The organism is Megasphaera stantonii (assembly GCF_025567065.1).
In the GTDB taxonomy this organism is placed as follows: domain Bacteria; phylum Bacillota; class Negativicutes; order Veillonellales; family Megasphaeraceae; genus Megasphaera; species Megasphaera stantonii.
This window is the reverse complement of sequence record NZ_JAOQKD010000026.1, coordinates 1-23211: the sequence shown is the minus strand read 5'-3', so window position 1 is coordinate 23211 and position 23211 is coordinate 1. Positions and strand designations below refer to the sequence as shown.

Annotated in this window: 19 protein-coding genes, 1 rRNA gene and 1 riboswitch; of the genes, 3 read left to right on the top strand and 17 right to left on the bottom strand. The window is 55.6% G+C overall.

From position 1 onward, the window contains the following. The first annotated feature begins 132 nt into the window (after positions 1-132). The gene (locus tag OCV58_RS10970) at positions 133-1671 is read left to right on the top strand and encodes a hypothetical protein (RefSeq protein WP_087477627.1); all 1539 of its coding nucleotides are present in this window, start codon (positions 133-135) and stop codon (positions 1669-1671) included. 51 nt (positions 1672-1722) lie between these two features. Here the strand turns inward: OCV58_RS10970 and OCV58_RS10965 are convergent, their stop codons facing one another. Continuing rightward, on the bottom strand, positions 1723-2145 hold the full coding sequence (locus OCV58_RS10965) for a C-GCAxxG-C-C family protein (RefSeq protein WP_154877859.1): 423 nt from the start codon (positions 2143-2145) through the stop codon (positions 1723-1725). A 166-nt stretch (positions 2146-2311) separates the two neighbouring features. Continuing rightward, positions 2312-2407, top strand: a riboswitch (SAM riboswitch). A gap of 103 nt (positions 2408-2510) precedes the next feature. On the opposite strand from OCV58_RS10965, the gene OCV58_RS10960 reads away from it, so the two are divergent. Both OCV58_RS10960 and metF read left to right on the top strand, forming a co-directional pair. Continuing rightward, entirely contained in the window at positions 2511-3344 is an 834-nt protein-coding gene (locus OCV58_RS10960) for a MetQ/NlpA family ABC transporter substrate-binding protein (RefSeq protein WP_087477629.1), read from the top strand. Between the two features lie 149 nt (positions 3345-3493). Beyond that, a complete protein-coding gene (metF, locus tag OCV58_RS10955; RefSeq protein ID WP_154877858.1) occupies positions 3494-4357 on the top strand; it encodes a methylenetetrahydrofolate reductase [NAD(P)H] in 864 nt (287 codons plus the stop codon). A gap of 60 nt (positions 4358-4417) precedes the next feature. Here metF and speC read toward each other — a convergent pair whose 3' ends face one another. From speC to rrf, 16 genes are all read right to left on the bottom strand, one after another. Then, on the bottom strand, positions 4418-6577 hold the full coding sequence (gene speC, locus OCV58_RS10950; protein ID WP_095629742.1) for an ornithine decarboxylase: 2160 nt from the start codon (positions 6575-6577) through the stop codon (positions 4418-4420). Between the two features lie 163 nt (positions 6578-6740). After that, the gene (locus OCV58_RS10945; RefSeq protein WP_204246346.1) at positions 6741-7907 is read right to left on the bottom strand and encodes an aminotransferase class III-fold pyridoxal phosphate-dependent enzyme; all 1167 of its coding nucleotides are present in this window, start codon (positions 7905-7907) and stop codon (positions 6741-6743) included. 39 nt (positions 7908-7946) lie between these two features. Continuing rightward, positions 7947-8822: an acetylglutamate kinase gene (argB, locus tag OCV58_RS10940; RefSeq protein ID WP_087477652.1), complete on the bottom strand. Its 876-nt coding sequence runs from the start codon at positions 8820-8822 to the stop codon at positions 7947-7949. 126 nt (positions 8823-8948) lie between these two features. After that, the gene (locus OCV58_RS10935; protein ID WP_154877857.1) at positions 8949-9668 is read right to left on the bottom strand and encodes an arginine biosynthesis protein ArgJ; all 720 of its coding nucleotides are present in this window, start codon (positions 9666-9668) and stop codon (positions 8949-8951) included. Positions 9669-9697: 29 nt separating this feature from the next. Next, entirely contained in the window at positions 9698-10645 is a 948-nt protein-coding gene (gene argC / locus OCV58_RS10930; protein WP_154877856.1) for an N-acetyl-gamma-glutamyl-phosphate reductase, read from the bottom strand. Positions 10646-10938: 293 nt separating this feature from the next. Continuing rightward, entirely contained in the window at positions 10939-14145 is a 3207-nt protein-coding gene (gene carB / locus OCV58_RS10925; RefSeq protein ID WP_095629738.1) for a carbamoyl-phosphate synthase large subunit, read from the bottom strand. Between the two features lies 1 nt (position 14146). Next, positions 14147-15205: a glutamine-hydrolyzing carbamoyl-phosphate synthase small subunit gene (carA, locus tag OCV58_RS10920; protein WP_095629737.1), complete on the bottom strand. Its 1059-nt coding sequence runs from the start codon at positions 15203-15205 to the stop codon at positions 14147-14149. Beyond that, positions 15202-16491 (bottom strand): dihydroorotase, encoded by a 1290-nt coding sequence (locus OCV58_RS10915; protein ID WP_154877863.1) that lies wholly within the window; start codon positions 16489-16491, stop codon positions 15202-15204. Before OCV58_RS10915 ends, carA begins: the two co-directional genes overlap by 4 nt. Further along, positions 16475-17419, bottom strand: a complete 945-nt coding sequence (locus OCV58_RS10910; protein ID WP_087477638.1) for an aspartate carbamoyltransferase catalytic subunit — start codon at positions 17417-17419, stop codon at positions 16475-16477. The genes OCV58_RS10915 and OCV58_RS10910 overlap by 17 nt, the downstream gene beginning before the upstream one ends. 258 nt (positions 17420-17677) lie before the next feature. Next, entirely contained in the window at positions 17678-18202 is a 525-nt protein-coding gene (locus OCV58_RS10905; protein WP_154877855.1) for a stalk domain-containing protein, read from the bottom strand. A gap of 26 nt (positions 18203-18228) precedes the next feature. Beyond that, positions 18229-19128, bottom strand: coding sequence for a DMT family transporter (locus tag OCV58_RS10900; RefSeq protein ID WP_087477640.1), 900 nt, complete (start codon positions 19126-19128; stop codon positions 18229-18231). A gap of 123 nt (positions 19129-19251) precedes the next feature. Further along, positions 19252-20190 carry a hypothetical protein gene (locus OCV58_RS10895; RefSeq protein WP_154877854.1) on the bottom strand — a complete coding sequence of 313 codons (939 nt, stop codon included), beginning with the start codon at positions 20188-20190 and terminating at the stop codon, positions 19252-19254. Between the two features lie 18 nt (positions 20191-20208). After that, a complete protein-coding gene (gene pyrE, locus OCV58_RS10890; RefSeq protein ID WP_087477642.1) occupies positions 20209-20796 on the bottom strand; it encodes an orotate phosphoribosyltransferase in 588 nt (195 codons plus the stop codon). A gap of 4 nt (positions 20797-20800) precedes the next feature. Continuing rightward, the gene (gene pyrF, locus OCV58_RS10885; RefSeq protein ID WP_087477643.1) at positions 20801-21514 is read right to left on the bottom strand and encodes an orotidine-5'-phosphate decarboxylase; all 714 of its coding nucleotides are present in this window, start codon (positions 21512-21514) and stop codon (positions 20801-20803) included. An 89-nt stretch (positions 21515-21603) separates the two neighbouring features. Next, positions 21604-22440 carry a penicillin-binding transpeptidase domain-containing protein gene (locus OCV58_RS10880; RefSeq protein WP_267312908.1) on the bottom strand — a complete coding sequence of 279 codons (837 nt, stop codon included), beginning with the start codon at positions 22438-22440 and terminating at the stop codon, positions 21604-21606. A gap of 418 nt (positions 22441-22858) precedes the next feature. After that, a 5S ribosomal RNA gene (gene rrf / locus OCV58_RS10875) occupies positions 22859-22975 on the bottom strand. Positions 22976-23211: the final 236 nt, after the last annotated feature.

Genomic DNA, 23211 nt, shown 5'->3' with positions numbered 1-23211 from the left:
ATCATGATATAATTTGCTAAGTATACATTATAGCATATCTGCTGCCGCCGCGACAGCTTCCGGCCGTTGTCATATCCCGGCGAATATGCTACAGTAAAGGCAAAGACACCTTTTGAAAGCGGGGGATAGATTATGATGTACAAACACGTTATGCGCCGCGCTGCGGCGGCCTGCCTGTTCGTAGTGAGCGGGCTATTTCTGAGCGGCTGCGCCGACCTGCACGCCGACATGACCTTTAAGGACGACGGCTCCATCGTCCTGCGCAAGGACTTATCCTTTCAGATTCCCATGCAGGCCGACATGGCCGCTTCCCTGAATCAATGGAAGCAGGAAGACCGGCAGAACGGCTTCACCGTCGAAGATACGGCAAACGGCTACCGGTCCAGCAAAACCTACGCCGGCATACAGGATATTGCCGATACAGGCGGCGAATTCTGGACGCCCGACCCGGAATACGGTGAAATCCGGCTGCACAAGGGCCTCTTGTATGACTATTATTCCATCCATACGCGGATCAAGGGACAGGAAAACGCCGCCCTGCCACAGGCCCATTACGAAGACAATATTCCCAATTTCTTCCAGGTACCATCCAGCGTCGACGTCTGGAGTTATTTGGAATACCGCAAGCAGGCTGAACGGGAAGCGGCCCAGCTCAACGAAATCCATAACCAGGCCGTCGCCGCCGCCGTCAACTCGGCGTCTCTCGACTTTACGATGCACCTGCCCATGGCCGTCGACGCCACAAACGCCGACCAGGTCCTCGACGACGGCAAGACCCTCGTCTGGGATTTGAAGCCGGCCTTTATCAACACCCAGGGCGCCTCGGCAGGCCAGGATATTCACATGCAGGCCCAGTTCCGCATTTTCCATCAGACGACGGCCATCCTGCTAGGCGTCGTCTGCGCGGCCCTCGTCATCGCGGCGATTGTCTGCGCCGTCCTCGTCAAGCGCAAGCAGCCGACGGGACAATCCAAGCCCTATCTCATCGGCCTGGCCGTCTCCATCGTCTGCCTCGTCGGCTTAGGCGGCCTCGTCCAATCGGCTACGGCAACGCAGGTCACCTTCTCCGACAGCGACCGCATCATCAGCAAAGCGTTGCCAGAAGGCTCAGCCTATCAAACGCTTCCGTCCCCCAACAGCCTGGACACCGCCAAGGCAATGGCAAAAGACCATACTCTCCATGGTGAAGTCGTGGCTGTTTCCGAAGAAGATGACGACGGCTACCTAGCATTGTTCCAGACGACAGCCGGCCCTTGTTTCGTCATTGCCGACAAAGCCAGTGATTCCATTGCCGTTGTGCCATTCAAACAGTCGCTCATCCATTTCCGCACACAGTACACCCAGTTCTCGAACGGTAAAAAGAGCTATTACCCCCTTACCTTTATCATGGCCCGGCAGAATGACACGAAAGATAGCCCTGACGTAAAACTAGGCATCTGGCAAAACGACATGCATCAAATTCCCACATACGTTCTCATTGAACCCGATGAAAACGATGTCATCCACGTTGACGGCAATCCGTCTTCAGCCTGGAACACCCTTACGCCATCGCATTATCAAGTGCCAATGAAAGATGAAATAAATATCCGCATGGCCAAGATTTTTGCCAACCACATCGACAGCCTGAGCAAGGACGTCCGGGCCCGCGACGTCATCCTGCCGAATAAATAAACCCGCAAAAAAAGACCTCGTACGACGCCGTACGAGGTCTTTTCCATGTCTTTATTTTTTAAGCAATCCCTTTTCTTCTATAAAGGCCGCCAGGAGCTCCGCCGTACCGATCATGAGTTCCGGACAGGATACGGGGCCGCCGTTGGCCGGGCTCTTGAGAACGCGGCAGCACGACGCGTGGAATTTTCCCATCCACAGCTGATAAAATTCCTTTACGGGAGCGTAGATTTCCGCCTTGGTCTTTTCTTCCGGCGTATTGCGACCTACGAGAAGGCCCAGGATATGGCAGGCGCCGTTCAGGGCGCCGCAGAGACAGCCCGAGCCGCCGACGCCGCCGCCCATGACCGATACCATGCGGAACACGTCGTCCGACAGGTTGAGGCCGTAATATTCATTGCAGGCCTTTAATACCGTTTCGGAACAGTTATTACCGCCTTGCTGGTATTTTTTTACTACGTCTTGAATCGATTCCATTTCGTATTACCTCCTAATGCAATATCTCGTCCTTTGATTATATCACATTTTTGCCGTTCTGCCCGTTACTTTCGTTCTCGTCATATCAGGCCGACAGGCTATGCAAATATAGCAATTTGACAAATCTGAGATTCATGATACACTATGTTCAAGACAATTTTACATCCTTTTATCCAGAGCGGCGGAGGGACTGGCCCAATGAAGCCCGGCAACCGATAACGACGGTGCTAATTCCTGCGGATTGATTTCCGAGAGATAAAGACCCTGCGACGATACCTCTTTCTCTTGGGAAAGGGGCTTTTTTCATGGGATAAAAGGCTAAACGGTCTTACGCCATATCATTTTATATTTAGGAGGAATCATTTATGAAGCATTTCAAAAAACTTACCGTCCTGGCCGCTGCGGCTCTCTGCGCGCTGGCCGTATTGGCCGCCGGCTGCGGCAGCGACGCCCCGGCAGGCGGCAAAGAGTCGACGCAGAATAAGGTCCTGACCGTCGGCGCGACGCCCGTTCCCCACGCGGAAATCTTAAACGAAATCAAGCCCCTCTTAGCCAAGGACGGCATCGATTTGAAGATCATCGAATTTACAGATTACGTCAAGCCGAATCTGGCCCTGAACGACAAGGAGCTAGACGCCAACTTCTTCCAGCACGGCCCCTACATGGAAACGTTCAATAAAGAACACGGCACGCAGCTCAAGGCCATCTGCAAGGTCCACATCGAACCGATGGGCATTTACTCCCATAAAGTCGCCAAACTGGACGAATTGGCAAACGGCGCGAAGGTCGCCATCCCCAACGACCCGACCAACGGCGGCCGGGCCTTGCTCATCCTGCAGAAGGCCGGCCTGATTTCCCTGAAGGATAACGGCAGCATCACCTCTACGGTACAGGACATCGTGAAAAACGACAAAAACCTCCAGTTCGTCGAATTGGAAGCCGCCCAGATTCCCCGCTCCATTGACGACGTAGACATCGCCGTCATCAACACGAACTTCGCCATGGAAGCCGGCCTCAATCCGCTGAAGGACGCGATTTTCCTCGAAGATAAAGACTCGCCGTACGCTAACATCTTAGCCATCCACGAAGGCGACGAAAACCGCCCGGAAATCCAGGCTCTCGTCAAAGCCCTCCAGTCTCCGGAAGTGAAGAAATTCATCGAAGACAAATACCAGGGAGCCATTCTGCCCAGCTTCTAAGACAACACACATATATATTCATGCAAAAGGGCCTCGTTCCAGGCCCTTTTGTTATACATACGGCCATACTTCATGATATAATATAAACAAAAACACGCGGCTGTACTCGTGCTTACCCCCTGTCAGCTATGCAGCAAGGAGCAATATATATGCGCACAAATGAATTATTTGCCAAAAAAACAGTCTTTTCCTTTGAAGTCTTCCCGCCCAAGCCGGATACGCCCATCGAGACGATTTACGCCGCTTTAGACGAGCTGAGCCAGCTTTATCCCGATTTCATCAGTGTCACCTGCGGCGCCAGCGGAAGCGGCAGCGGCGGCAACCGCACCGTCGAAGTGGCCTCGGCTATCAAGCACACCTACGGCTGCGAAACGGCGGCTCATATGCCCTGTATCTACCTGACCGAAGACGACGCCCTGCGCACATTGGACGAGCTGAAAAAGGCGGGCATCGAAAATATCCTGGCCCTGCGGGGCGACGAAACGCCGGGCCGCGAACGGGCCCATGTCTTCGAACATGCCAGCGACCTCGTAGCCTTCATCAAGCAGAACGCCCCGGAATTCAACGTCATCGGCGCCTGCTATCCCGAAGGCCATACGGAAGCCCAGACCATGGCCGCCGACATCCGCAACTTAAAGACGAAGGTCGACGCCGGCGCCAGCGAGCTCATTTCCCAGCTTTTCTTCGACAACGCCACCTTCTACCGCTTCCTCGAACGGTGCGAAATCGCCGGCATCAGCGTCCCCATCGAAGCGGGCATCATGCCTGTCACCAATAAGAAGCAAATCGAACGGATGGTGTCCCTGTGCGGCGCGACCTTGCCGGTCAAGTTCCAGCGGGCCATCGCCAAATACGGCGACAATGCCGAAGCCATGCGGGATATCGGCATCGCCTACGCCATCGACCAGATCGCCGACCTTTTGGCTAACGGTGTCGACGGCATCCACGTCTACACGATGAACAACCCCTATATCGCCAAGAAGATTACAGAAGCCGTAAAAAATCTATTATAAGAAATCCAAAAAAGCCCTGTACAGCATCGCTGCACAGGGCTTTTAGTTTACCATATCGTTTTATTCTTTCAGCACGTAGCCGTAGGCGTGGACGCGGCCGTCGTCTTCGTGTTCCAGGTATACGCCCTGGATTTCCGAGGCAAAGCCGGGAAGCTCGTTGAGCCCTTCTTCGAGGGCCTTGAAATACTGGACGGCCGTCGGCGACCACCGTTCGCCCGGCACGACGCAGAGGACGCCCGGCGGATAGGGCAGGGCCCCTTCAAGGGCGATCCGGCCTTCCAGCTCGTCGAGAGGCACGAGCTCGCCTTGTCCGCGAATAAAGGCGTGCTGCGCTTCCTGCGGCGTCATGACGTATTCGGGGAAATAGTCGCGGCGGAACAGCTTCTTCTGCAAATCCTTTACATTTCTCGCCTTGTAGAAATCGTGCATTTCCTGGCAGAGCTGCTGGATCGTGTAGCCGGCGTAGCGTGCCGGATGGGAGTTGTACACGCCCAGGAGGACTTCCTGCATGGGCACGTTGTTGTCGACAAACCGTTCGAATCGGACGAGCTGCGACGTCAGGAAGCGGAGCTTATTCCAGTTTTCCGCCGGCGTCAGCAGGAACAGGATGGAATTCAGGTCGCACTTTTCCGGAATGACGCCGTTGCCCCGCAGGTACGTCGCCAGGATATTAGCGTGGATGCCGAAGTCTTCATACTCGCCCGTCTCGGCGTCGATGCCCGGCGTCGTGAGCAGGAGCTTGCACGGGTCGACGCGGTACTGATCCGGGCCGTAGCCTTCAAAGGCATGCCATTTCGCGCCTGGCTCAAAGGTGAAGTAAGCGATGTCATCGGCCATCTGCTCCGTGTCGCCGTCCTGCCAGGGCTTTCCGTGTACCGTCGGCGCGATGAACGGCTTGATGTAGTGGCAGCGCTGGAGGATGCTCTTGCGGGCGTCGATGCCCAGCTTCACGCAATCGCGCCACATCTTCCGGCCGGCGTCGCCCGAATGGATCTTGGCGTTGACGGCGATAGTGGCGAACATGGGATAAAAGGGGCTCGTCGAGGCGTTGGCCATGAAAGCGTTGTTAAAGGTCTTATGGTTGCAGTAGCGCTTCTGGTCGTGAATGTGATTGTCCTTCTTATGAATCTGCGACGCCTGGGAAAAGCCGGCTTGCTGCTTGTGAACCGACTGGGTCACCATGATGCCCGGGTCGTCGCCGTGCAGGTCCAGGAGCAACGGCGAGCTGTCCCGCAGCATGGGGATAAACTGCTCGTAGCCGACCCAGGCCGAATCGAACAGGATATAGTCGCAGAGATGGCCTATCTTGTCGACGACGTAGCGGGCGTTGTACAGCGTGCCGTCGTAAGTGCCGAGCTGAATGACGGCCAGGCGGAAAGGCCGGGGCTGCTTCGCCTTTTCCGGATCCCGTTCAGCAGCCAGCTCGCGCAGGTAGGCTTCGTCGAAGCAATGGGCGTCGATGCCGCCGATGAAGCCGTAGGGGTTGCGGGCCGTTTCCAAATATACCGGCGTCGCCCCGGCCTGGATGAGGGCACCGATGGCTACGGATTTATGGTTGTTCCGGTCATACAGTACCAGGTCGCCCGGCGTCAGCAAGGCGTTCGTCACGACCTTATTGGACGACGACGAGCCGTTGAGGACGAAATAGGTCTTATCGGCGTGGAACACTTCGGCAGCAAAATCCTGGGCTTCCAGGGCCGGCCCTTCGTGAATCAGCAAATCGCCCAGCGTAACGTCGGCGTTGCATATATCGGATTGGAAAATATGGGGACCGTAGAAATCATAGAGATAGCGTCCTGCCGGATGCTTCTTGAAAAATTCGCCGTCCTGATGGCCAGGGCAGTCGAAAGGATTGTTTTTTTCGCTCACGTACTCTACGAGGTCGGCGAAAAAGGGCGGCAGGACAAACTGCTCGTAGTTGCTGGCCAGCCGCTCTGCCGTAGAAATGCAGCGGCTCTTGTTGACCATTTCCTCCGTAATGACGGCGTCGACCTTGCCGATATATTTTTCCGGAAGCCGTTCGCCGCCAGGCATGATAATCATGATGGGAATGCCGAAGCCCGTCGCATCGATCTTGTCGATGTAGGCGAAGTCCTGGTCGGACAACACGGCGACGGCTACGTCGGTAAAGTCCGTCTGTTCGACAGGCACGATTTCCCTGTCGCTGTCTACGAAGTAGTATTGTACGTCAAAGCTGTACGCTATCTTTAAATGTTTCATATCTAGTCTCCTTATCCTCTTCCTTTACTTTTTATAGTTTTTATGGGGCATACTTCATTTTAAAACAATAGGGCCGTCCCTGACAAGACTTGCCGGAAAATTAACCGCTTACGGGTAATACAAAAAGCGAGCCCTGCAGGACTCGCCTTTTTCAGCATAGGTATTATTCTGCGTCAATGACGTCTTTCACGATAGCAACGGCTTTTTTCAAGACATCCCAGGGAATGTTGAGGGGCGGCAGGAGGCGCAGCAGGCCGTTGGCCGTCAGGACCAGGACGCCCTTGTCCACGCATTCCTTTACGACGGTTCCCAAGTCCTTCTTGAGCTTCACGCCGATCATCAGGCCCATGCCCGACACGAATTCGACGTTTTGGCAGCCTTCCAGCTCAGCCTTGATATACGCGCCCTTTTCCCGTACTTCGGCCATCAATGCGTCGTCCAGCCGTTCGATGATGGAGATAGCCCCGGCGGCGCAGATCGGGTTGCCGCCGAAGGTCGAGCCGTGGGTATGGTCCGTCAGCGTATATTGGCAGGAATCGGCAAACATCGTCGCCGCAAAGGGCAATCCGCCGCCGATAGCCTTGGCCGTCGTGACGATATCGGGATGAATGCCGTAATTCATGTAGGCATACAGCGCGCCTGTACGGCCGTTGCCGGTCTGTACTTCGTCGATAATGACCAGGATATCCTTTTCATGGGCATAGTCGACGACGGCATGGACAAAGGCCGGGTCGAGAGGATGGACGCCGCCTTCACCCTGTACCAGTTCCATCATGACGGCGCAGACGTTATTTTCTTCAGCCAGAGCCTTGACCGATTCGAAGTTATCCGCTTCGGCGTAGACGAAGCCGTCCAGGAAGGGGCCGAAATCCTGATGGAGCTCATCTTGGCCGCAGGCTGTCAGCGTGGCCATCGTCCGGCCGTGGAAGCTGTTTTTCAGCGTGATGATCGTATAGCGTCCGTCGCCGTATTTGTCGTGAGAATATTTGCGGGCCGCCTTGATGGCGCATTCGTTCGATTCTGCGCCGGAGTTGGAAAAGAAGACCTTTTTCATGCCCGTCTTTTCGCAGAGCATTTTTGCCAGGATGACCTGGGGCTCCGTGTAAAATACGTTGGAAATATGGCTCAGCTTGTTGAGCTGGGCCGTCACGGCGTCTTTCCAGACGTCGTCGCAGACGCCGAAGACGTTGACGGCGATGCCGGCGCTGAGGTCGATATACTCCTTGCCATTGACGTCGTACAGGACGGAACCCTTGCCGTGATCCAGCACGGCGTCCATCCGGTTATATACGTTTACGATATATTCTTTATCTGCAGCTTTAAAATCCATAGCCAATTCGCACATCTCCTTTTTTCATGCAATAGCCGCTCAGCGGCCTTCGGAATACTTGTTGACAAACATCGTGCCCAGGCCTTCTTCTGTCAGCAGCTCGATCAGGATAGCGTGGGGAACCATGCCGTTGACGATAAAGACCTTCTTGACGCCGGCCTGAATGGCGTCGATGCAGCACTGCACCTTGGGAATCATGCCGCCGGCGATGACGCCTTCTTTTTTCAGCTGATCCGCCTGGGCCAGGGTGAGGTCCGTAATCAGCGACGACGGGTCGTCCTTATCGCGCAGGACGCCGTCGATGTTCGTCATGGACACCATGCATTCGGCGTTAAGGGCGCCGGCGATTTCAGCCGCCGCCGTATCGGCGTTGATGTTGTAGGCCTGTCCGTTTTTGTCCGTGCCAATGGTAGCGATGACGGGAATGTATCCCTTATCCAGATTGTCCTGAATGATTTCAACATCCAGCGACGTAATCTTGCCGACGAAGCCCAGGTCGTCGCTCTGCTTACGGACGCGGATCATCCGATCGTCGAGGCCGCACAGGCCGATGGCGTTGCCGCCCATCGAGCCGATGAGGCTGACTAAGTCCTTGTTTACCTGGCCGGCCAGCACCATCTGGACGATTTTCATCGTTTCAGCGTCGGTGACGCGCAGGCCGTCGATGAACTTCGATTCGATGCCGACGCGGTCCAATACTTCCTTGATATGCGGGCCGCCGCCGTGCACCAGGACAACCTTAATGCCGATGAGGTTGAGCAGGACGATGTCGCCCATGACGGCTCGTTTCAGGCTCTCGTTGACCATCGCGTTGCCGCCGTATTTGACGACGACGATTTTGCCGCTGTATTTTTTAATATACGGCAGGGCGTTCATCAAAATCTGCGCCTTCTGGGCGTTCGTTACCGATTGGATATCGTGCATTGCTATGTCTTTATACTCTGTCATTTACCTTTCCCCCAGTACAAAAATGTAACGTGGTACAAGAAACTGCGTTCCCGCAATTTCATTGTACCACGCAGTCCTTTCAGATTCTGCTGCTCAGCTGCAGGCCTGTAAGGCCGGCTGGAATCCCAGCTGCAGCATAGTGCGCTTCATGGCCTGGGCCAGCGACGCGCCTCCGACCGGCTCGGACGCCATGCCGTTGGCCAGGGCAATAATCGTATACCCTTCCGTATTGATCGCGCCCGTACAGGCTGCCAGGGCGTCCCGCAGCTGCTGCGGCGTCGCTGCGGCATCCGTCGTGAGGATGCACAATCCCGGCTTCGCCTCGGTGCCGTCGGCGGCCATGCCGTTCATATGAACGGAGCCGCTTCCCAGCGACACGGCGCTGTCCGTCATATCGCCTAAGTTGTCGATGACCGCGCCGACCTGAGCGCCGTGAGACGGCGAAAGCGACGCGCCTAAGGTTTCCAGGCTGTCGATGAGGCGGGACGGGCGGAAATGCTGGCCTTTTACGCCGCTGGCGACGAAGGCCACGTCCTGGGCGGCTATCGACAAGTACTGCGATGCCGCGCTGCATACTTCCTGCCGGATTTCCTGTCCCCGCAGGCCGTCGGGAAGAGCCGCCCCGTTGTGCAGCAGCAGGGCCTTTCCCGCGCTCTGCCATACGCCCTGAGAGCTGGAGACGACGATGGAGCAGTTGGTACGGCTTACGATCATAGCCAAATCCAATCGTACGCGGCTGTCGCAAAGGCCGCTGTACGTACCAGCCGCGCTGAATCCTTGCGGTAAGCAGCTGTCATCATATACCTTTTTCATACTAACTCCACCTTTCTATGGCTGCGCCTTTACTTCGTTATCTGTAATCCTGTCGTCGGGTCGAGGCCCAACATGATGTTCATATTCTGAATCGCCGCGCCGGAAGCGCCTTTTCCCAAGTTATCGAACAAGGCCGTCACGACGACGCGCTGGTCATTGCCCGTCACGAGAATTTCCATATCGTCATATCCGCTCATGGCGTTGGCCGCGACGAAGCCGCTCTTGTCTTCGCCGAAGGGAAGGACGCGGACGATGGGGCTTCCTTCGTAATGAGCCGCCAAGGCCTGCCAGACGTCCTGCGCCGACGGTGTTCCCTTCAGCAAATGAGTAAACAAGGGAACCATGACTTCCATGCCGCTGTAGTAATCGTCAACGATGGGAGAGAAAATCGGCTCCTGAGCCAGGCCGCAGACTGCGACGATTTCCTTCAAGTGCTTGTGCTGCTGCGTCAGGCCGTATTGGCGGGGCGAGAACAACTCCTCGCCTTTATCCGCTCCCTCATACTGGGCGATCATCTTCTTGCCGCCGCCGCTGTAACCCGTCAGGGACACGGCGCTTATGGGATACTCTTCCGGCAGGATGCCGGCCTGTACCAGCGGCTGGACGACGGCGATGACGCCGCTGGCGTGGCAGCCCGGGTTGGCGACGCGGTCGCTTTCTGCAATGGCTTGATACTGAGCCGGTGACAATTCAGGAAAGCCGTAGGTCCAGCCATCGGCCGTACGGTGCGCCGTCGACGTGTCGATGAGGCGGACCTGGCAGTCGGCCGCAATGGCGACGGCTTCTTTTGCCGCCCCGTCGGGAAGGCACAAGAACGCCAAATCGGCTTTCTTCATGCATTCCGCAATCGCTTCGGGCTCCTTCCGCAGCTCGTCGGCGATGGGAACCAGCTCGATATCCTGGCGGCTCTTCAGCCGTTCGTGAATTCTAAGCCCCGTCGTACCTTCATGCCCATGTATAAATACCTTCGTCTTCACCTTTCATGCACCTCTATACCTTATTGCCCCGCGACTTTACCTTTTTCTTGCCGCGGCGGCGTTTTGATGAATTTTTATTCATTATAATTGCATTTTAATAGTTTGTCAAGATTTATGCAGGATTTTTTACATAAAAATAACCCCTTTGCCTCTATTCTCACAGGAAATACACGCTGTTTGTTATATTTTTTCGAATTTCTTCGATAATTTCTGTAAAAAGACAAAAAAGACTGCAGGAACCTGTTTCCAAGTTCCTGCAGTCTGCATATGTAGTACATCCTAACGCATATTTTTTAACGATCCATGTCATAATCCTGCAAGGCGGCGACGTGATGATAGCCGTCGTTTTTGCCTTTATTGGCGAAAACGCGCAATACTTCGCGAGCCGTGTCGAGAGACGTCAGGCAGGGAACAGCCAATTCAACGGCCATGCGGCGCAGGTTGAAACCGTCCCGTTCGGGATGCTTGCCGAAGGTCAGCGTATTGACGACTAGGTCGATCTTGCCGTTGCGGATGAGCGTCGCAATGTTCTGCCCGCTTTCATGAATCTTGCGGACGACGTCGACGGGCATGCCGTGGTCGTTGAAATACTGGCCCGTGCCTTCCGTAGCGATGATGTGATAGCCCAGTTCCTTGAAGCCATGAGCCAGCTGCAGGGCTTCTTCCTTATCGCGGTCGGCGACGGTAACGAGAATCGTGCCGCCGGCGGGGATACGCATCTTCGCGCCGTTGACGGCTTTGTACAGGGCTTCGGAATAGGTCTTGCCGATACCCATGACTTCGCCTGTCGATTTCATTTCCGGCCCGAGGGCGATTTCCGCCAGGCCGATCTTGCTGAAGGAGAATACAGGCGCTTTGGCGGCGACGTGGCCCTTAGCCGGCAGGAGGCCGCTGCCGTAGCCCATGTCTTTCAGCGTTTCGCCCAAAGCGATGCGCGTCGCGACTTCGACGATGGGGAAGTGCGTTACCTTGCTCAGGAAGGGGACGGTACGGCTCGAACGGGGATTTACCTCGATGATGTACAGCTTGCCCTTCGATACGACGAACTGGATGTTGACGGCGCCTTTAACCTGCAGTTCCAAGGAAATGCGCGTCGTGTAGTCGACGATCTGGTCGATCATTTCCTGGTCGAGGTGCTGCGGCGGATAGACGGCGATGGAGTCGCCCGAATGGACGCCGGCCCGTTCGACCTGTTCCATAATGCCGGGGATGAAGACATCCGTGCCGTCGGCAACGGCGTCGACTTCGACTTCGCGGCCCGTCATGTATTCGTCAATGAGGATCGGATGGTCCGGCGAGGCGATAACGGCTTCGCGCAGGTACCGTTCCAGTTCTTTTTCATTATATACGATTTCCATGGCCCGGCCGCCGAGAACGTAAGACGGACGGACGATGAGGGGGAATTCCAATTCCTGAGACACCTTCATGGCTTCGCTGTCGCTGGTTGCAATGCGGCCGTCGGGACGAGGAATGTTCAGCTTCGCCAATACTTCGTCGAACCGTTCGCGGTCTTCGGCCCGGTCCATGCCTTCGACAGACGTGCCGAGGACCTTGACGCCCCGTTTTGCCAGAGGAGCCGCCAGGTTGATCGCCGTCTGGCCGCCGAACTGGCAGATGACGCCGACGGGCTTTTCTTTGTCGATGACGGCCATGACGTCTTCTACGGTCAGCGGTTCAAAGTACAGGCTGTCGGACGTATCGAAGTCCGTACTTACCGTTTCCGGGTTGTTGTTGACGATGATGCTGTTCATGCCGGCCTTGCGCAGCGCCCAGGCAGAATGGACGGAGCAGTAGTCGAATTCGATGCCCTGGCCGATGCGGATCGGGCCGGAGCCGAGAACGACGACGCTCTTGTCGCCCAGAGGCTTAACTTCGTCTTCGGCGGCATAGCAGGAATAGTAGTACGGCGTAGCCGCTTCAAATTCGGCGGCGCAGGTGTCTACCATCTTGAAGGTCGGCGTAATGCCCTTTTCCTGACGGAAGGCCCGTACTTCGTCTTCCGTCTTGCCGGCAAAGCCGGCGACGACGGCATCGGGCATGCTGTACCGTTTTGCCAGCCGGACGTTGTCTTCCGTAAGGCCCTGCTTCTTCAGGGCTTCTTCCAGGTCGACGATGTTCTTCAGTTTGCTGAGGAACCACATGTCGTAGCCCGTAATATAGTGAATCTTTTCTTCGCTGAGGCCGAGGCGCAGAGCCTGGGTGACGACGAAGAGCCGTTCGTCGTCCTGCTTCTGCAGGAGCTCAGCGATTTCGATGAGGGATTTGCTTTCCAGCTTTTTCAGCGTCAGGTAGTTCACGCCGATTTCCAGGGAACGGACGGCCTTGAGGAGGGCCCCTTCAAAGCAGCGGTCTAAAGCCATGACTTCGCCGGTAGCCTTCATCTGCGTGCCCAGGGTCTTGTCAGCCAAGGCAAACTTTTCAAAGGGCCAGCGGGGGAACTTGACGACGCAGTAGTCGAGGGTCGGCTCGAAGCAGGCCGTCGTCTTGCCCGTGACGGCGTTGGTAATCTGGTCCAGCGTCAGGCCTGTGGCGACTTTCGCCGCAACCTTGGCGATGGGATAACCCGTCGCCTTGGAGGCCAGGGCCGACGAACGGCTGACGCGGGGGTTTACTTCGATGACGTAGTACTGGTTGCTGTTCGGGTCGAGGGCGTACTGTACGTTGCAGCCCCCTTCGATTTTCAGGCGGCGGATGATGGCCAGGGACGCCGTGCGCAGCATCTGGTACTGCAAATCGTTCAGGGTCTGGCTCGGCGCGACGACGATGGAGTCGCCCGTATGGACGCCGACGGGGTCGATGTTTTCCATGTTGCAGACGATGATGCAGTTGTCCGCTTTATCGCGCATGACTTCGTATTCGATTTCTTTCCAGCCGGCAACGGACCGTTCGACGAGGATCTGGTTGATCGGGCTGAGCTTGATGCCGCGGGTCGCGATCATGAACAGCTCGTCTTCGTCATGGGCGATGCCGCCGCCCGTGCCGCCGAGAGTAAAGGCCGGACGGACGATGATCGGGTAGCCGATTTTATCGGCGAAATCGATGGCCGACTGGACGTCTTCAAAGATGTCGCTTTCCGGCACGGGCTGGTTGATGTCCTTCATGGCTTCCTTAAAGAGCTCGCGGTCTTCCGCTTCCTTAATAGCCGAAAGGTGGGTGCCCAGCAATGTTACGTTGTATTTTTCCAGCACGCCGGCGTTCGCCAGTTCGACGGCCATGTTCAGGCCGACCTGGCCGCCCAGGGTCGCCAACAGTCCGTCGGGACGTTCTTTTTCAATGACTTCCGTCACGTAATCAAGGGAAATCGGTTCGATATATACGCGGTCGGCAATATCTTCGTCCGTCATGATCGTCGCCGGGTTGCTGTTGATGAGGACGACTTCCAGGCCTTCTTCCTTCAAAGCCCGGCAAGCCTGCGTGCCGGCATAGTCAAATTCTGCGGCCTGGCCGATAATGATAGGGCCGGATCCGATCACGAGAACTTTCTTCAATCCTTCTATCATGTTAATTTTCCTCCATCATCTTGATAAATTGTTCAAATAAATACAAGTTATCAGTCGGTCCCGGCGATGCTTCCGGATGGTACTGCACGCACATGATATGTTGTTCCGGCACTTCGAAGCCTTCCAGCGTATTGTCGTGCAAGTTGCGGTGCGTAATGACGACGTTGTCCGGCAGGGACGCTTCGTCGATGACGTAGCCGTGGTTCTGCGACGTAATGTATACGCGGTTCGTGCGGATATCCTTGACCGGATGGTTGGCGCCGCGATGGCCGAAGGTCAGCTTGCGGCTCTTGCCGCCCAGCGCCAGGCCCAGCATCTGCAGGCCGAGGCAAATGCCGAAGATAGGCTTCTTGCCGATGAATTTCTTGACTTCTTCTACGATGTAAGGAACATCCTTCGGGTCGCCGGGGCCGTTGCTGAGGAAAATGCCGTCGGGATTGATGGCCAGTACGTCTTCGGCCTTCGTTTCCGCCGGGAAAATCGTCAGGCGGCAGCCGTTGCGGACCAAATCGCGGAGGATGTTGGTCTTCGCGCCGTAGTCCATGACGGCGACGTGGAATTTGCCGCTGCCCATGTGCTTGATGTCCCGCGTCGTGACGCGGCGGACGAGCTGCGTTTCCAAGGGCGTGTCAAACAGTTCCTTGACGGCGCTTTCGCTCATCGTTTCGGGAACGATGACCCCCTTCATGACGCCGTGGCTGCGGATCGCCCGCGTCACGGCGCGGGTGTCGACGCCGTACAGGCAGGGAATGTGGTGCGTCCGGATGAACGTCGCCAGCTCGCCTTCGTTCTGCCAGTTACTCGGCGCATCGCAGAGCTCGCCGACGACGAAGCCTGCTGCGTAGGGGCGGTCGGCCTGTTCGATTTCGTGGAACAAACCGTAGTTGCCGATCAGCGGGTAGGTCATCGTAATGATCTGGCCGGCATAGGACGGGTCCGTAAAGGTTTCCTGATAGCCCGTCATACCCGTATTAAATACGACTTCGCCGACAGCCGGTTCGCTCATCAGCATCTGGCCGTAAAATTTCTGTCCATTCTCTAATATGAGAATTCCTTTCATCGTAAGACCTCCCCATCTTTCATTACAAAGGCGCCGTCGACGACTGTCGCTACGGCCTTGCCTTTAAATATCATTTCATCAAAGGGCGACGCTTTGCCTTTGGAGTAGAATGCCGATGCGTCTACGGTCCATTCTTTGTCGAGGTCGAGAATCGTCAGGTCCGCGTCTTTACCCGGAGCGATGACGCCGGCGTCGAGGCGCAGGATCTTGGCCTGAGCCGTAGACATGGCGTTGACGATCGTCATGAGGTCGACTTCGCCCGTATGATACAAGTAGGTCAGTACGGCGCCGACGCTCGTTTCGAGACCCACAAAGCCGCTGGGAGCCAGGTTGAATTCCTGATCCTTTTCTTCCCATTCGTGAGGCGCGTGGTCCGTGACGATGGCGTCGATAGTGCCGTCCTTCAGGCCTTCTACGACGGCAGCGCGGTGGTCGTCCGAGCGCAGGGGCGGGTTGACCTTAAAGCGCGTTTCAAAGGAGCGAATCGCTTCGTCCGTCAGGATCATATGCTGGGGCGTCGCTTCTGCCGTGACGTGGAGGCCTTTTTTCTTGGCCTGCCGTACCATGTCGACGGCGTTTTTCGTGCTGATATGGGCGATGTGAACGGGCGTGCCCGTCGCTTCGGCCAACAGGATGTCGCGGGCTACGGCGATGTCTTCGGCGACGGCCGGACGGCCCTTAATGCCCAGCTGATTGGACACGACGCCTTCGTGCATATTGCCGCCGGCGACGAGTTCCGTTTCTTCGCAGTGGTCGATGATTACCTTATCGAACATGCTGGCGTATTCCATCGCCTTGCGCATGAAGTCGGAGTTTTCGACGAAGCGGCCGTCGTCAGAGAAAGCAACGACGCCGGCCTTGACCATGCCGCCCATGCCGGACAGCTCCTGGCCTTCCAGGTTCTTGGAAATCGCGCCGATGACTTCGACCTTGACGACGCCTTCTTTCGCTACTTTATATTTCAGGCCTTCTACGATAATGGCCTTGTCGATGACCGGGCTGGTGTTGGGCATCGTAGCGACACGGGTAATGCCGCCGGCCGCCGCGGCCCTCGTGCCCGTAGCGATGGTTTCCTTCGCCGACTGGCCGGGCTGGCGGAGATGGACGTGCATGTCGATAAAGCCCGGCGCTACGACCAAGCCCGACGCGTCGTATACTTCGGCTCCTTCTGCCGGAAGATTCGTTCCTACGGCTTTGATTTTGCCGTCTTCAATGAGGATATCGCATATTTCATCTTGCTGTACAGCCGGGTTGACTACCCTGCCGCCTTTAACGAGTAATGTCAACGTCATCGCCTCCTATGATTGTCAAATACAGAACTGCCATCCGGACGGACACGCCGTTTTTAACCTGTTCCTGAATTGCCGAATGGTCGCTGTAGCACGTATCCGTGTCGATTTCAATGCCGCGGTTCATCGGGCCGGGATGCATGACCAGGACGTCGTCCTTTGCCAGGGCCAGGCGCTTCCGGTTGATACCGAAGAGGGAATTGTATTCGCCGGCGCTGGGGAAGAACCCGATGCCCTGCCGTTCCTTCTGAATGCGGAGGACGTTGATGACGTCGGCGTCCTGAATGGCTTCTTCCAGGTTGTAGTGCACGGTGACGCCCATGGATTCCAGCTCCGGCTGGAGCAGCGTGCGGGGACCGACGAGGTGTACGTCGGCGCCCATGGTCTGCAAGCCGTAAATATTGGAACGGGCTACGCGGCCGTGGTCGATATCGCCGACGATGACGACTTTCAGTCCGTCAATGCGGCCCTTCGCTTCCTGAATAGTAAACAAGTCGAGAAGGCCCTGCGTCGGATGCTCGTGCGCACCGTCGCCGGCATTGATGATGATCGGGTCGACGCATCGGCGGGCAAACCAGGGAGAGCCTTCCTGCTTCTGCCGCATGACGATGGCGTCTACGCCCATAGCCGTAACGGTAAGCAGCGTGTCGCGGAAGCTTTCGCCCTTCTGGATAGAGCTGCCGCGGGGCGTAAAGTTGATGACGTCGGCGCCTAAGTATTTTGCCGCCATTTCAAAGGAGCCGCGCGTACGCGTGCTCGGTTCCCAGAACATATTGACGACAGACTTGCCTTTGAGCAGCGACAGCTTCTTATCGCCGCTGTTGACGACGGCCTTCATCTTCTTTGCTACTCGCAGTATCAATTCAATTTCTTCTTTTGGTACTCCTTGCAGCCCTAACAGGCTTTTTCCTTGGATACTAGCCATTGGAATCCTCCTTATAAAAAAAGACCTTTGCCGAAAGGCAAAGGTCATATCCATATCGCATGCATGGCAAACATATGTCCCTTTTTAGCCTCTCTGGACTATATTAAAGGTACAGTCATAAATATGGTGATGAATAACCCGGCCTCTCTGGACCGACAGTCTATTCTCTCTTATTATTGTATCTACCCATTCCTATAAAGTCAAGATTTTTTTATCTACCTATAAGGCCAATTTAGGGTCGGCCTCTTCCGGCCCGCCTCAGGGCGCCCCGTGCAGGTATACTTCCTGCGGCGCGATGACCAGGCTGCCTTCCTCGATAAACACGTCGTTAAAAAAGGCTTCGAACAGCTTGGCCGGCACATACAGCATGCCCTCGACGTTTTCCGGCCCGATACCGTATTGGTAAATGTGATTCAGGTTCACCGTCTTCAGCGAGCCGATGCGCTCGTACATATCGACGCCGGGATAGAGATGCATGTAAACCGTATTCGTCTCGATAAAGGCGCACTGTTTTTCTTCGTCCCAGGCGACGGTATAGCCCAGCTGCTCCGCTACGGGACGAAGGGGCACCATGAGCACGCCGTTTTTCTCATACACCGAAGCCGTAAGGGGCGTCTGGGCGCTGTTCCGGCCGATAAGAATCGTATACTCCGGCAAGATCTGGCCGGACGTCTGCACCGTAAGGGCCGGCTGCATGGGCTCGCTCGCCGCCGTATCCGCCGCGCCGGCCGGGGCTGCGCAGAGCAGGCAGAGCGCCAAACCAGCTATATAATGTAGTCTCATAGCATATCCCTCCTTGAGATTTCCTGCTATCCCCCGACATGCTGCCGGGCCATGACTAAGAACACCGTCATGAGAACGCAGACGAACCCGATTAATTCGGGAATATAAAATACAGTCCCCAGCACCAGGGCCGAAACGACGGACGCCGAAACGGGCTCCAGCGTACCGATGAGCGTGGCCTTAATCGGGCCGATGTCTCCGACGCCCCGCAGGAATAAGATAAAGGTCAAGTCCGTGCCGATTAAGATAATGGCAGCAAAAATGATATATCCCGCCGTATCCAATACGGACGGCGTATTCCAGGGCTGGATGAACAGCGAAAACAGCGTTCCGCCGACGAGAAGGCTCAGCGCGTTGACCGGCACGCTGCCCCATTTCCAGACCAGATTCTGCGCCAAAAAGGAATAGCATACCGTCGCCACGGCCGCCGCCAGCCCCCATTGCAGCCCTTCCGGCGACAGGGCCATCCGGGATAAATCGCCGTGCGTCGCAATGAGAACGACGCCGACGAGAGCCAAGACGATGGACAGGCCTTCGCGGAAGTCGGGAAGACGCCGCGTCCGCAGGCAGACGATGACCGCCATCATGACGACGCTCAGGGTCTGCAAAATCCCCGCCGTGCCGGCGTTCGAGTATTGAATGCACTTGAGGAACGACACCTGGCTGAGCAGGAGCCCCATCAGACTGTATCCCAGCATCGAGATGCAATCCTTTTTATTCCTCAAGATATTCAGCATCGTCTTGTATTCCCTGCCGGCCAGCAGGGTCAATACCAGTCCGGCGCAAACCATGCGGATGCTGGTCAGCCAAAAGGGATCGACGCCGTAACGGCTCAGCAAATACTGTCCGGCCGTCCCCGACATGCCCCAGATAATCGCTCCGCCGCCGGAACAAAGATAACCGCGCATCATGCTGCGCTTAGCCATAGTACCGCTCCTTTCTCCTTGCCTGTAATTGTAACACAGAGAGTGCTCCTTATCCAGTCGGCGCAAAAAGAAAACACAGCAACTTCATGAAGAAATTACTGTGTTTCATACATCTATATACGATTAGAAATGAAGCAGCCCGCCGCTTTCGTTCGAAACAGGAACGGCTAAGATGCCCGTCGGCTGGGGCTGGGAAATCAAAAAGATCAGCGCCGCCACGATAGCCAGGGCGATGGTCACCCGCGAGAAGACGCCTCGTTCGCTGTATTCCGGCACGCCGAAGAAGCGGATACCGATGGACGCGCCGATCGTCGCGAACAACGCGCCTACGGAGAAATACCGGTACATCCCATAAGCCAGGATCAAGCCGACGATGGACGCCGCGTTGATGACGATGGGATAGCAGCGCGCCAGCATCGACTGGTTGGCGCGGCGCATGCTCATGAGCCAGTCCGTCGCGTCGATGCCGACCAGGCCGGTAATAAAGGTCGAAGCGTATAAAATGCCGTCCCACTGCGATTCCAGCCTGCGGCGGTCGCCGGCAATCCACATCAGTACCGTCAGCAGCAAAATAGCCGCGCCGGCGACGAGGTAGTAGTACTGCTCGGGAATAAACTGAATGACGAAGACGCCGACGAGGACGCATACGCTGGCGACGGCGCTCATCTGCACGAGCTGCTGCTTCGTCGGACGAATCTTCTTATTCATGCTGGTATAAATCTTAGCGAAGATTTCCAGCAGGAAGACGACGACAAAGAAGACGATGCCCAAAAACGGGCTGAGCAGCGCCAATCCCAGGGTAATCACCAGCGGGATGATAAACTTGACTCCCGGGAAGATGATGAAGGTCTTCATCGTCATGACGTGCTGCTGCGAATACACCGTAAAGTAGGTAAAGGTATTAAACAACAGCATGGCGACGATGGTCTCGCCGGGCTTCGCCCCCATGTACAGGAAGATCATGAGCAGGTACATGCTCATGTTGATGCCTGTGAAGCGGGCAAATACGGCAGACATCAGGCCATACATCAAAAACGGTAGAATTACTGAAAAGATATCCATTCTGACCTCTCCTGCTTCTTATTTCAAATGGTGGCTGCCCCGTTCCGTCATGGGAAGGCCTTCCTTGCACAACGGGCAGTCGTCGGGCTGATACGTAGGAACGGTCAAGTGAAGCAGGGCCTGTACGTCTTCCTTCGGCACGCCGAATTCGGCCTTGCCGCCGCTGCGGTCTACGAGGAGGCCGACGCCGACGATGACGCCGCCGGCTTGTTTAACGACGTTGACGACTTCCTGTACGGAACCGCCCGTCGTGACGATGTCTTCTACGATGAGGACGCGTTCGCCCGGTTCGATGCGGAAGCCGCGGCGCAGCGTCATGACGCCTTTTTCCCGTTCCGTAAAGATGGCCCGCGTGCCTAAGGCCTTGCCGACTTCATGAGCCAGCAAGATGCCGCCGGTCATCGGCCCCATGACGGTCTGGACATTTTTGTCCTTAAACCGTTCTGCCAATTCCTTGCAGAGCTTTTCCGTATATTCCGGATGCTGGAGGACGTTGAACTTTTCAACGTACAGCGGGCTGTGAAGGCCCGACGTCAATAAGAAATGGCCTTCCAATACGGCTTTCGTGTCTACTAATAACTGTCTTACTTCTGCTTCTGTCATCATGATGCTATACCCCCTGGATTTCTTCTAATATTTTGCGAACGGCTTCCCGCGGTTCATCAGCCTTCGTAATGGGCCGTCCGATGACTAAGTGGGACGCGCCGTCCTGCAGCGCCTGCCGCGGCGTCGTAAACCGCTTCTGGTCGTTGGCGACTGCGAAGGACGGGCGAATGCCCGGCGTAACGATGAGGAAATCGGAACCGTTCATTTCGCGGATGGCCTTCGCTTCATACGGCGACGAAACGGTGCCGTCGATACCAGCTTCCTTCGCCAGCTTAGCCAGGCGGAGAACCGTTTCGGCAATCGTATATTTTCCGCCGATTTCTTCCCAGCACGCTTCGTCGATGCTGGTCAGAACCGTGACGGCCAGCAAGCGGGGCCGTTCGATGCCCAGCTTTTCCGCCTCGTCGCGGACGGCTTCCGCAGCAGCTTCCATCATCGCCCTGCCGCCTGTGCCGTGAAGGGTCATGAGATCGGCTCCCAGCCGGGTCAAGGCGCGAATGCTCTGGCCTACCGTATTCGGAATGTCGTGTACCTTCAAATCGAGGAACACGTGCTTTCCCTGGTCCTTCAAATAGCGAACAGCGTCCGGACCGGCGCTGTAAAATAATTCCATGCCGACTTTATAGAAGGAAACGCTGTCTCCCAACGATTCGACAAGCTTCTTCATGTCGTCTAAAGAATGTACGTCTAAAGCCGTTATAATGCGATTATCTGCCATTCGTAACCCTCCGCGCAAAAAAATAAACTGCATAAGCCCCATACTGCATGGGCATATCTAATTAATTATGTCACGTTTTACCATACCTGTCAATTTACTTTTCCACCTGGGAACGCGGCTTTTGCGGCAGTAGTTCCGGAATCCGAAATCCGCCGCACTTCGGCGAAAAGAGCATTCCCGTCCATGTCGTCGATAATCGACAAGGCAATCGCCTTAGCCTTATCGCTTGTAGCCCTCGGGTTGTCCGGGTCATCCAGGCGCAGGGCAAAATACGCCGTCTTTCCATTCTTTTCATATAGCCCGACAAACCAGGCGTCCGTATTTTTTCCATCGACTCGCCCAAAACCGGTCTTGCCGTACACCTTCAATCCCGTCGCCGCGTCGTCCCGCGTCAGCATCAGCAGCTTCAACGTATTGGCAAGCTCGCCCTTCTTCGGATGTTCCATGATGCGCCGCAGCACTTGAATTTGTTCCTTCGGAGAAATCTTTAAAGACGACTCCAGCCAAAATCCTTTCAGGTCAGCCAAGGGTTCTCCTTCATTAAAATCGCCCTTCCAATCGGAAATATCCCTGTTGCCATAATTCATCTCGTCGATATAGGCCTGCATTACAGGCTGCCCAATGTCGTCTATGACTTGGCGGTAATACCAGACGCAGGATTGCCGAAAGGCGTCGGGCAATCCAATATCGCGATTCCACGGCTCATACCAGTACACCGTCCCGTTCCATGTCCGCACGGAATCATTCATCTGGATTACGCCCGTATCTAACCCGACGTAGGTAGAGAAAATTTTGAAAGTCGAGCAGGGCGATGAGCGTTTTTCGCTGAGCTCTTTTTGGTATACGGCATAAGTGTCGGACTCGGGATAATAAAAAATAGCCGTGCCGTTTACGCCGTCGAAATATTCCTGTAAATTGATTTCCACCGTCGTTTCTGCTGCAGTATGGCTAACGCCTGCGGAAAAGAGTATTACCGTCAGACAGCATATGAAAACGAAAAATCTTTTAAATGGATTGGTCTGCATTTTTTCATTACCTCTTCTTTGAACTCATCTCTTAAAAGGATAGGAAGACGCACATATACAAAAAAGAACGCATACATATCGTATACGTCTCCTGCTAGCGGTCGCCGCACCTATCAGTCGGACCGGCGCGCATGTATATGTTTCTGTAACATATCCCGTTTACGTTAGCGGTCCGACATAAGTGACTCACACTCGTTTGCGCGTCGCTTTCGCTCCTTCAAACGAGGTTCGCTACTTATCCCAGGGCTTGCCCTGGGTAGATGGGAGGTCGTTGTATACAAAAAGACAGACAGTGTATCAGCACTGTCTGTCTTTTTGTAATCAGCGGCTTCCTATCCTTCCAGGGGGCCTCCCCCCAAGTACTTTCGGCGTTTGCGGGCTTAACTGCTGTGTTCGGCATGGGAACAGGTGGATCCCCGCAGCTATCGCCACTGAATTTTTCCTAAGGGCCCGTGCCCTTACAACTGCATAAAACGAACTTCCTTAACGAGCCTCCGCTCTGTTTACGGTTCCTTTCCCTGCTTACCCTAAAGGGTAAGTGATTCAGTCGGTTTTACGCGTCGCTTTCGCTCCTTTAAAACCGCTTCTCTACTTAAGTCAAGCCCTCGGTCTATTAGTACCGGTCCGCTCCGTGCATCACTGCACTTCCACTCCCGGCCTATCTACCATGTC

Excerpts from the sequence above, each read along its gene's own strand:
- OCV58_RS10970 (WP_087477627.1), top strand. The coding sequence starts at position 133 with ATGATGTACAAACACGTTATGCGCCGCGCTGCGGCGGCCTGCCTGTTC.
- OCV58_RS10965 (WP_154877859.1), bottom strand. The coding sequence starts at position 2,145 with ATGGAATCGATTCAAGACGTAGTAAAAAAATACCAGCAAGGCGGTAAT.
- OCV58_RS10960 (WP_087477629.1), top strand. The coding sequence starts at position 2,511 with ATGAAGCATTTCAAAAAACTTACCGTCCTGGCCGCTGCGGCTCTCTGC.
- metF (WP_154877858.1), top strand. The coding sequence starts at position 3,494 with ATGCGCACAAATGAATTATTTGCCAAAAAAACAGTCTTTTCCTTTGAA.
- speC (WP_095629742.1), bottom strand. The coding sequence starts at position 6,577 with ATGAAACATTTAAAGATAGCGTACAGCTTTGACGTACAATACTACTTC.
- OCV58_RS10945 (WP_204246346.1), bottom strand. The coding sequence starts at position 7,907 with ATGGATTTTAAAGCTGCAGATAAAGAATATATCGTAAACGTATATAAC.
- OCV58_RS10935 (WP_154877857.1), bottom strand. The coding sequence starts at position 9,668 with ATGAAAAAGGTATATGATGACAGCTGCTTACCGCAAGGATTCAGCGCG.
- carB (WP_095629738.1), bottom strand. The coding sequence starts at position 14,145 with ATGATAGAAGGATTGAAGAAAGTTCTCGTGATCGGATCCGGCCCTATC.
- carA (WP_095629737.1), bottom strand. The coding sequence starts at position 15,205 with ATGAAAGGAATTCTCATATTAGAGAATGGACAGAAATTTTACGGCCAG.
- OCV58_RS10910 (WP_087477638.1), bottom strand. The coding sequence starts at position 17,419 with ATGGCTAGTATCCAAGGAAAAAGCCTGTTAGGGCTGCAAGGAGTACCA.
- OCV58_RS10905 (WP_154877855.1), bottom strand. The coding sequence starts at position 18,202 with ATGAGACTACATTATATAGCTGGTTTGGCGCTCTGCCTGCTCTGCGCA.
- OCV58_RS10900 (WP_087477640.1), bottom strand. The coding sequence starts at position 19,128 with ATGGCTAAGCGCAGCATGATGCGCGGTTATCTTTGTTCCGGCGGCGGA.
- OCV58_RS10895 (WP_154877854.1), bottom strand. The coding sequence starts at position 20,190 with ATGGATATCTTTTCAGTAATTCTACCGTTTTTGATGTATGGCCTGATG.
- pyrE (WP_087477642.1), bottom strand. The coding sequence starts at position 20,796 with ATGATGACAGAAGCAGAAGTAAGACAGTTATTAGTAGACACGAAAGCC.
- pyrF (WP_087477643.1), bottom strand. The coding sequence starts at position 21,514 with ATGGCAGATAATCGCATTATAACGGCTTTAGACGTACATTCTTTAGAC.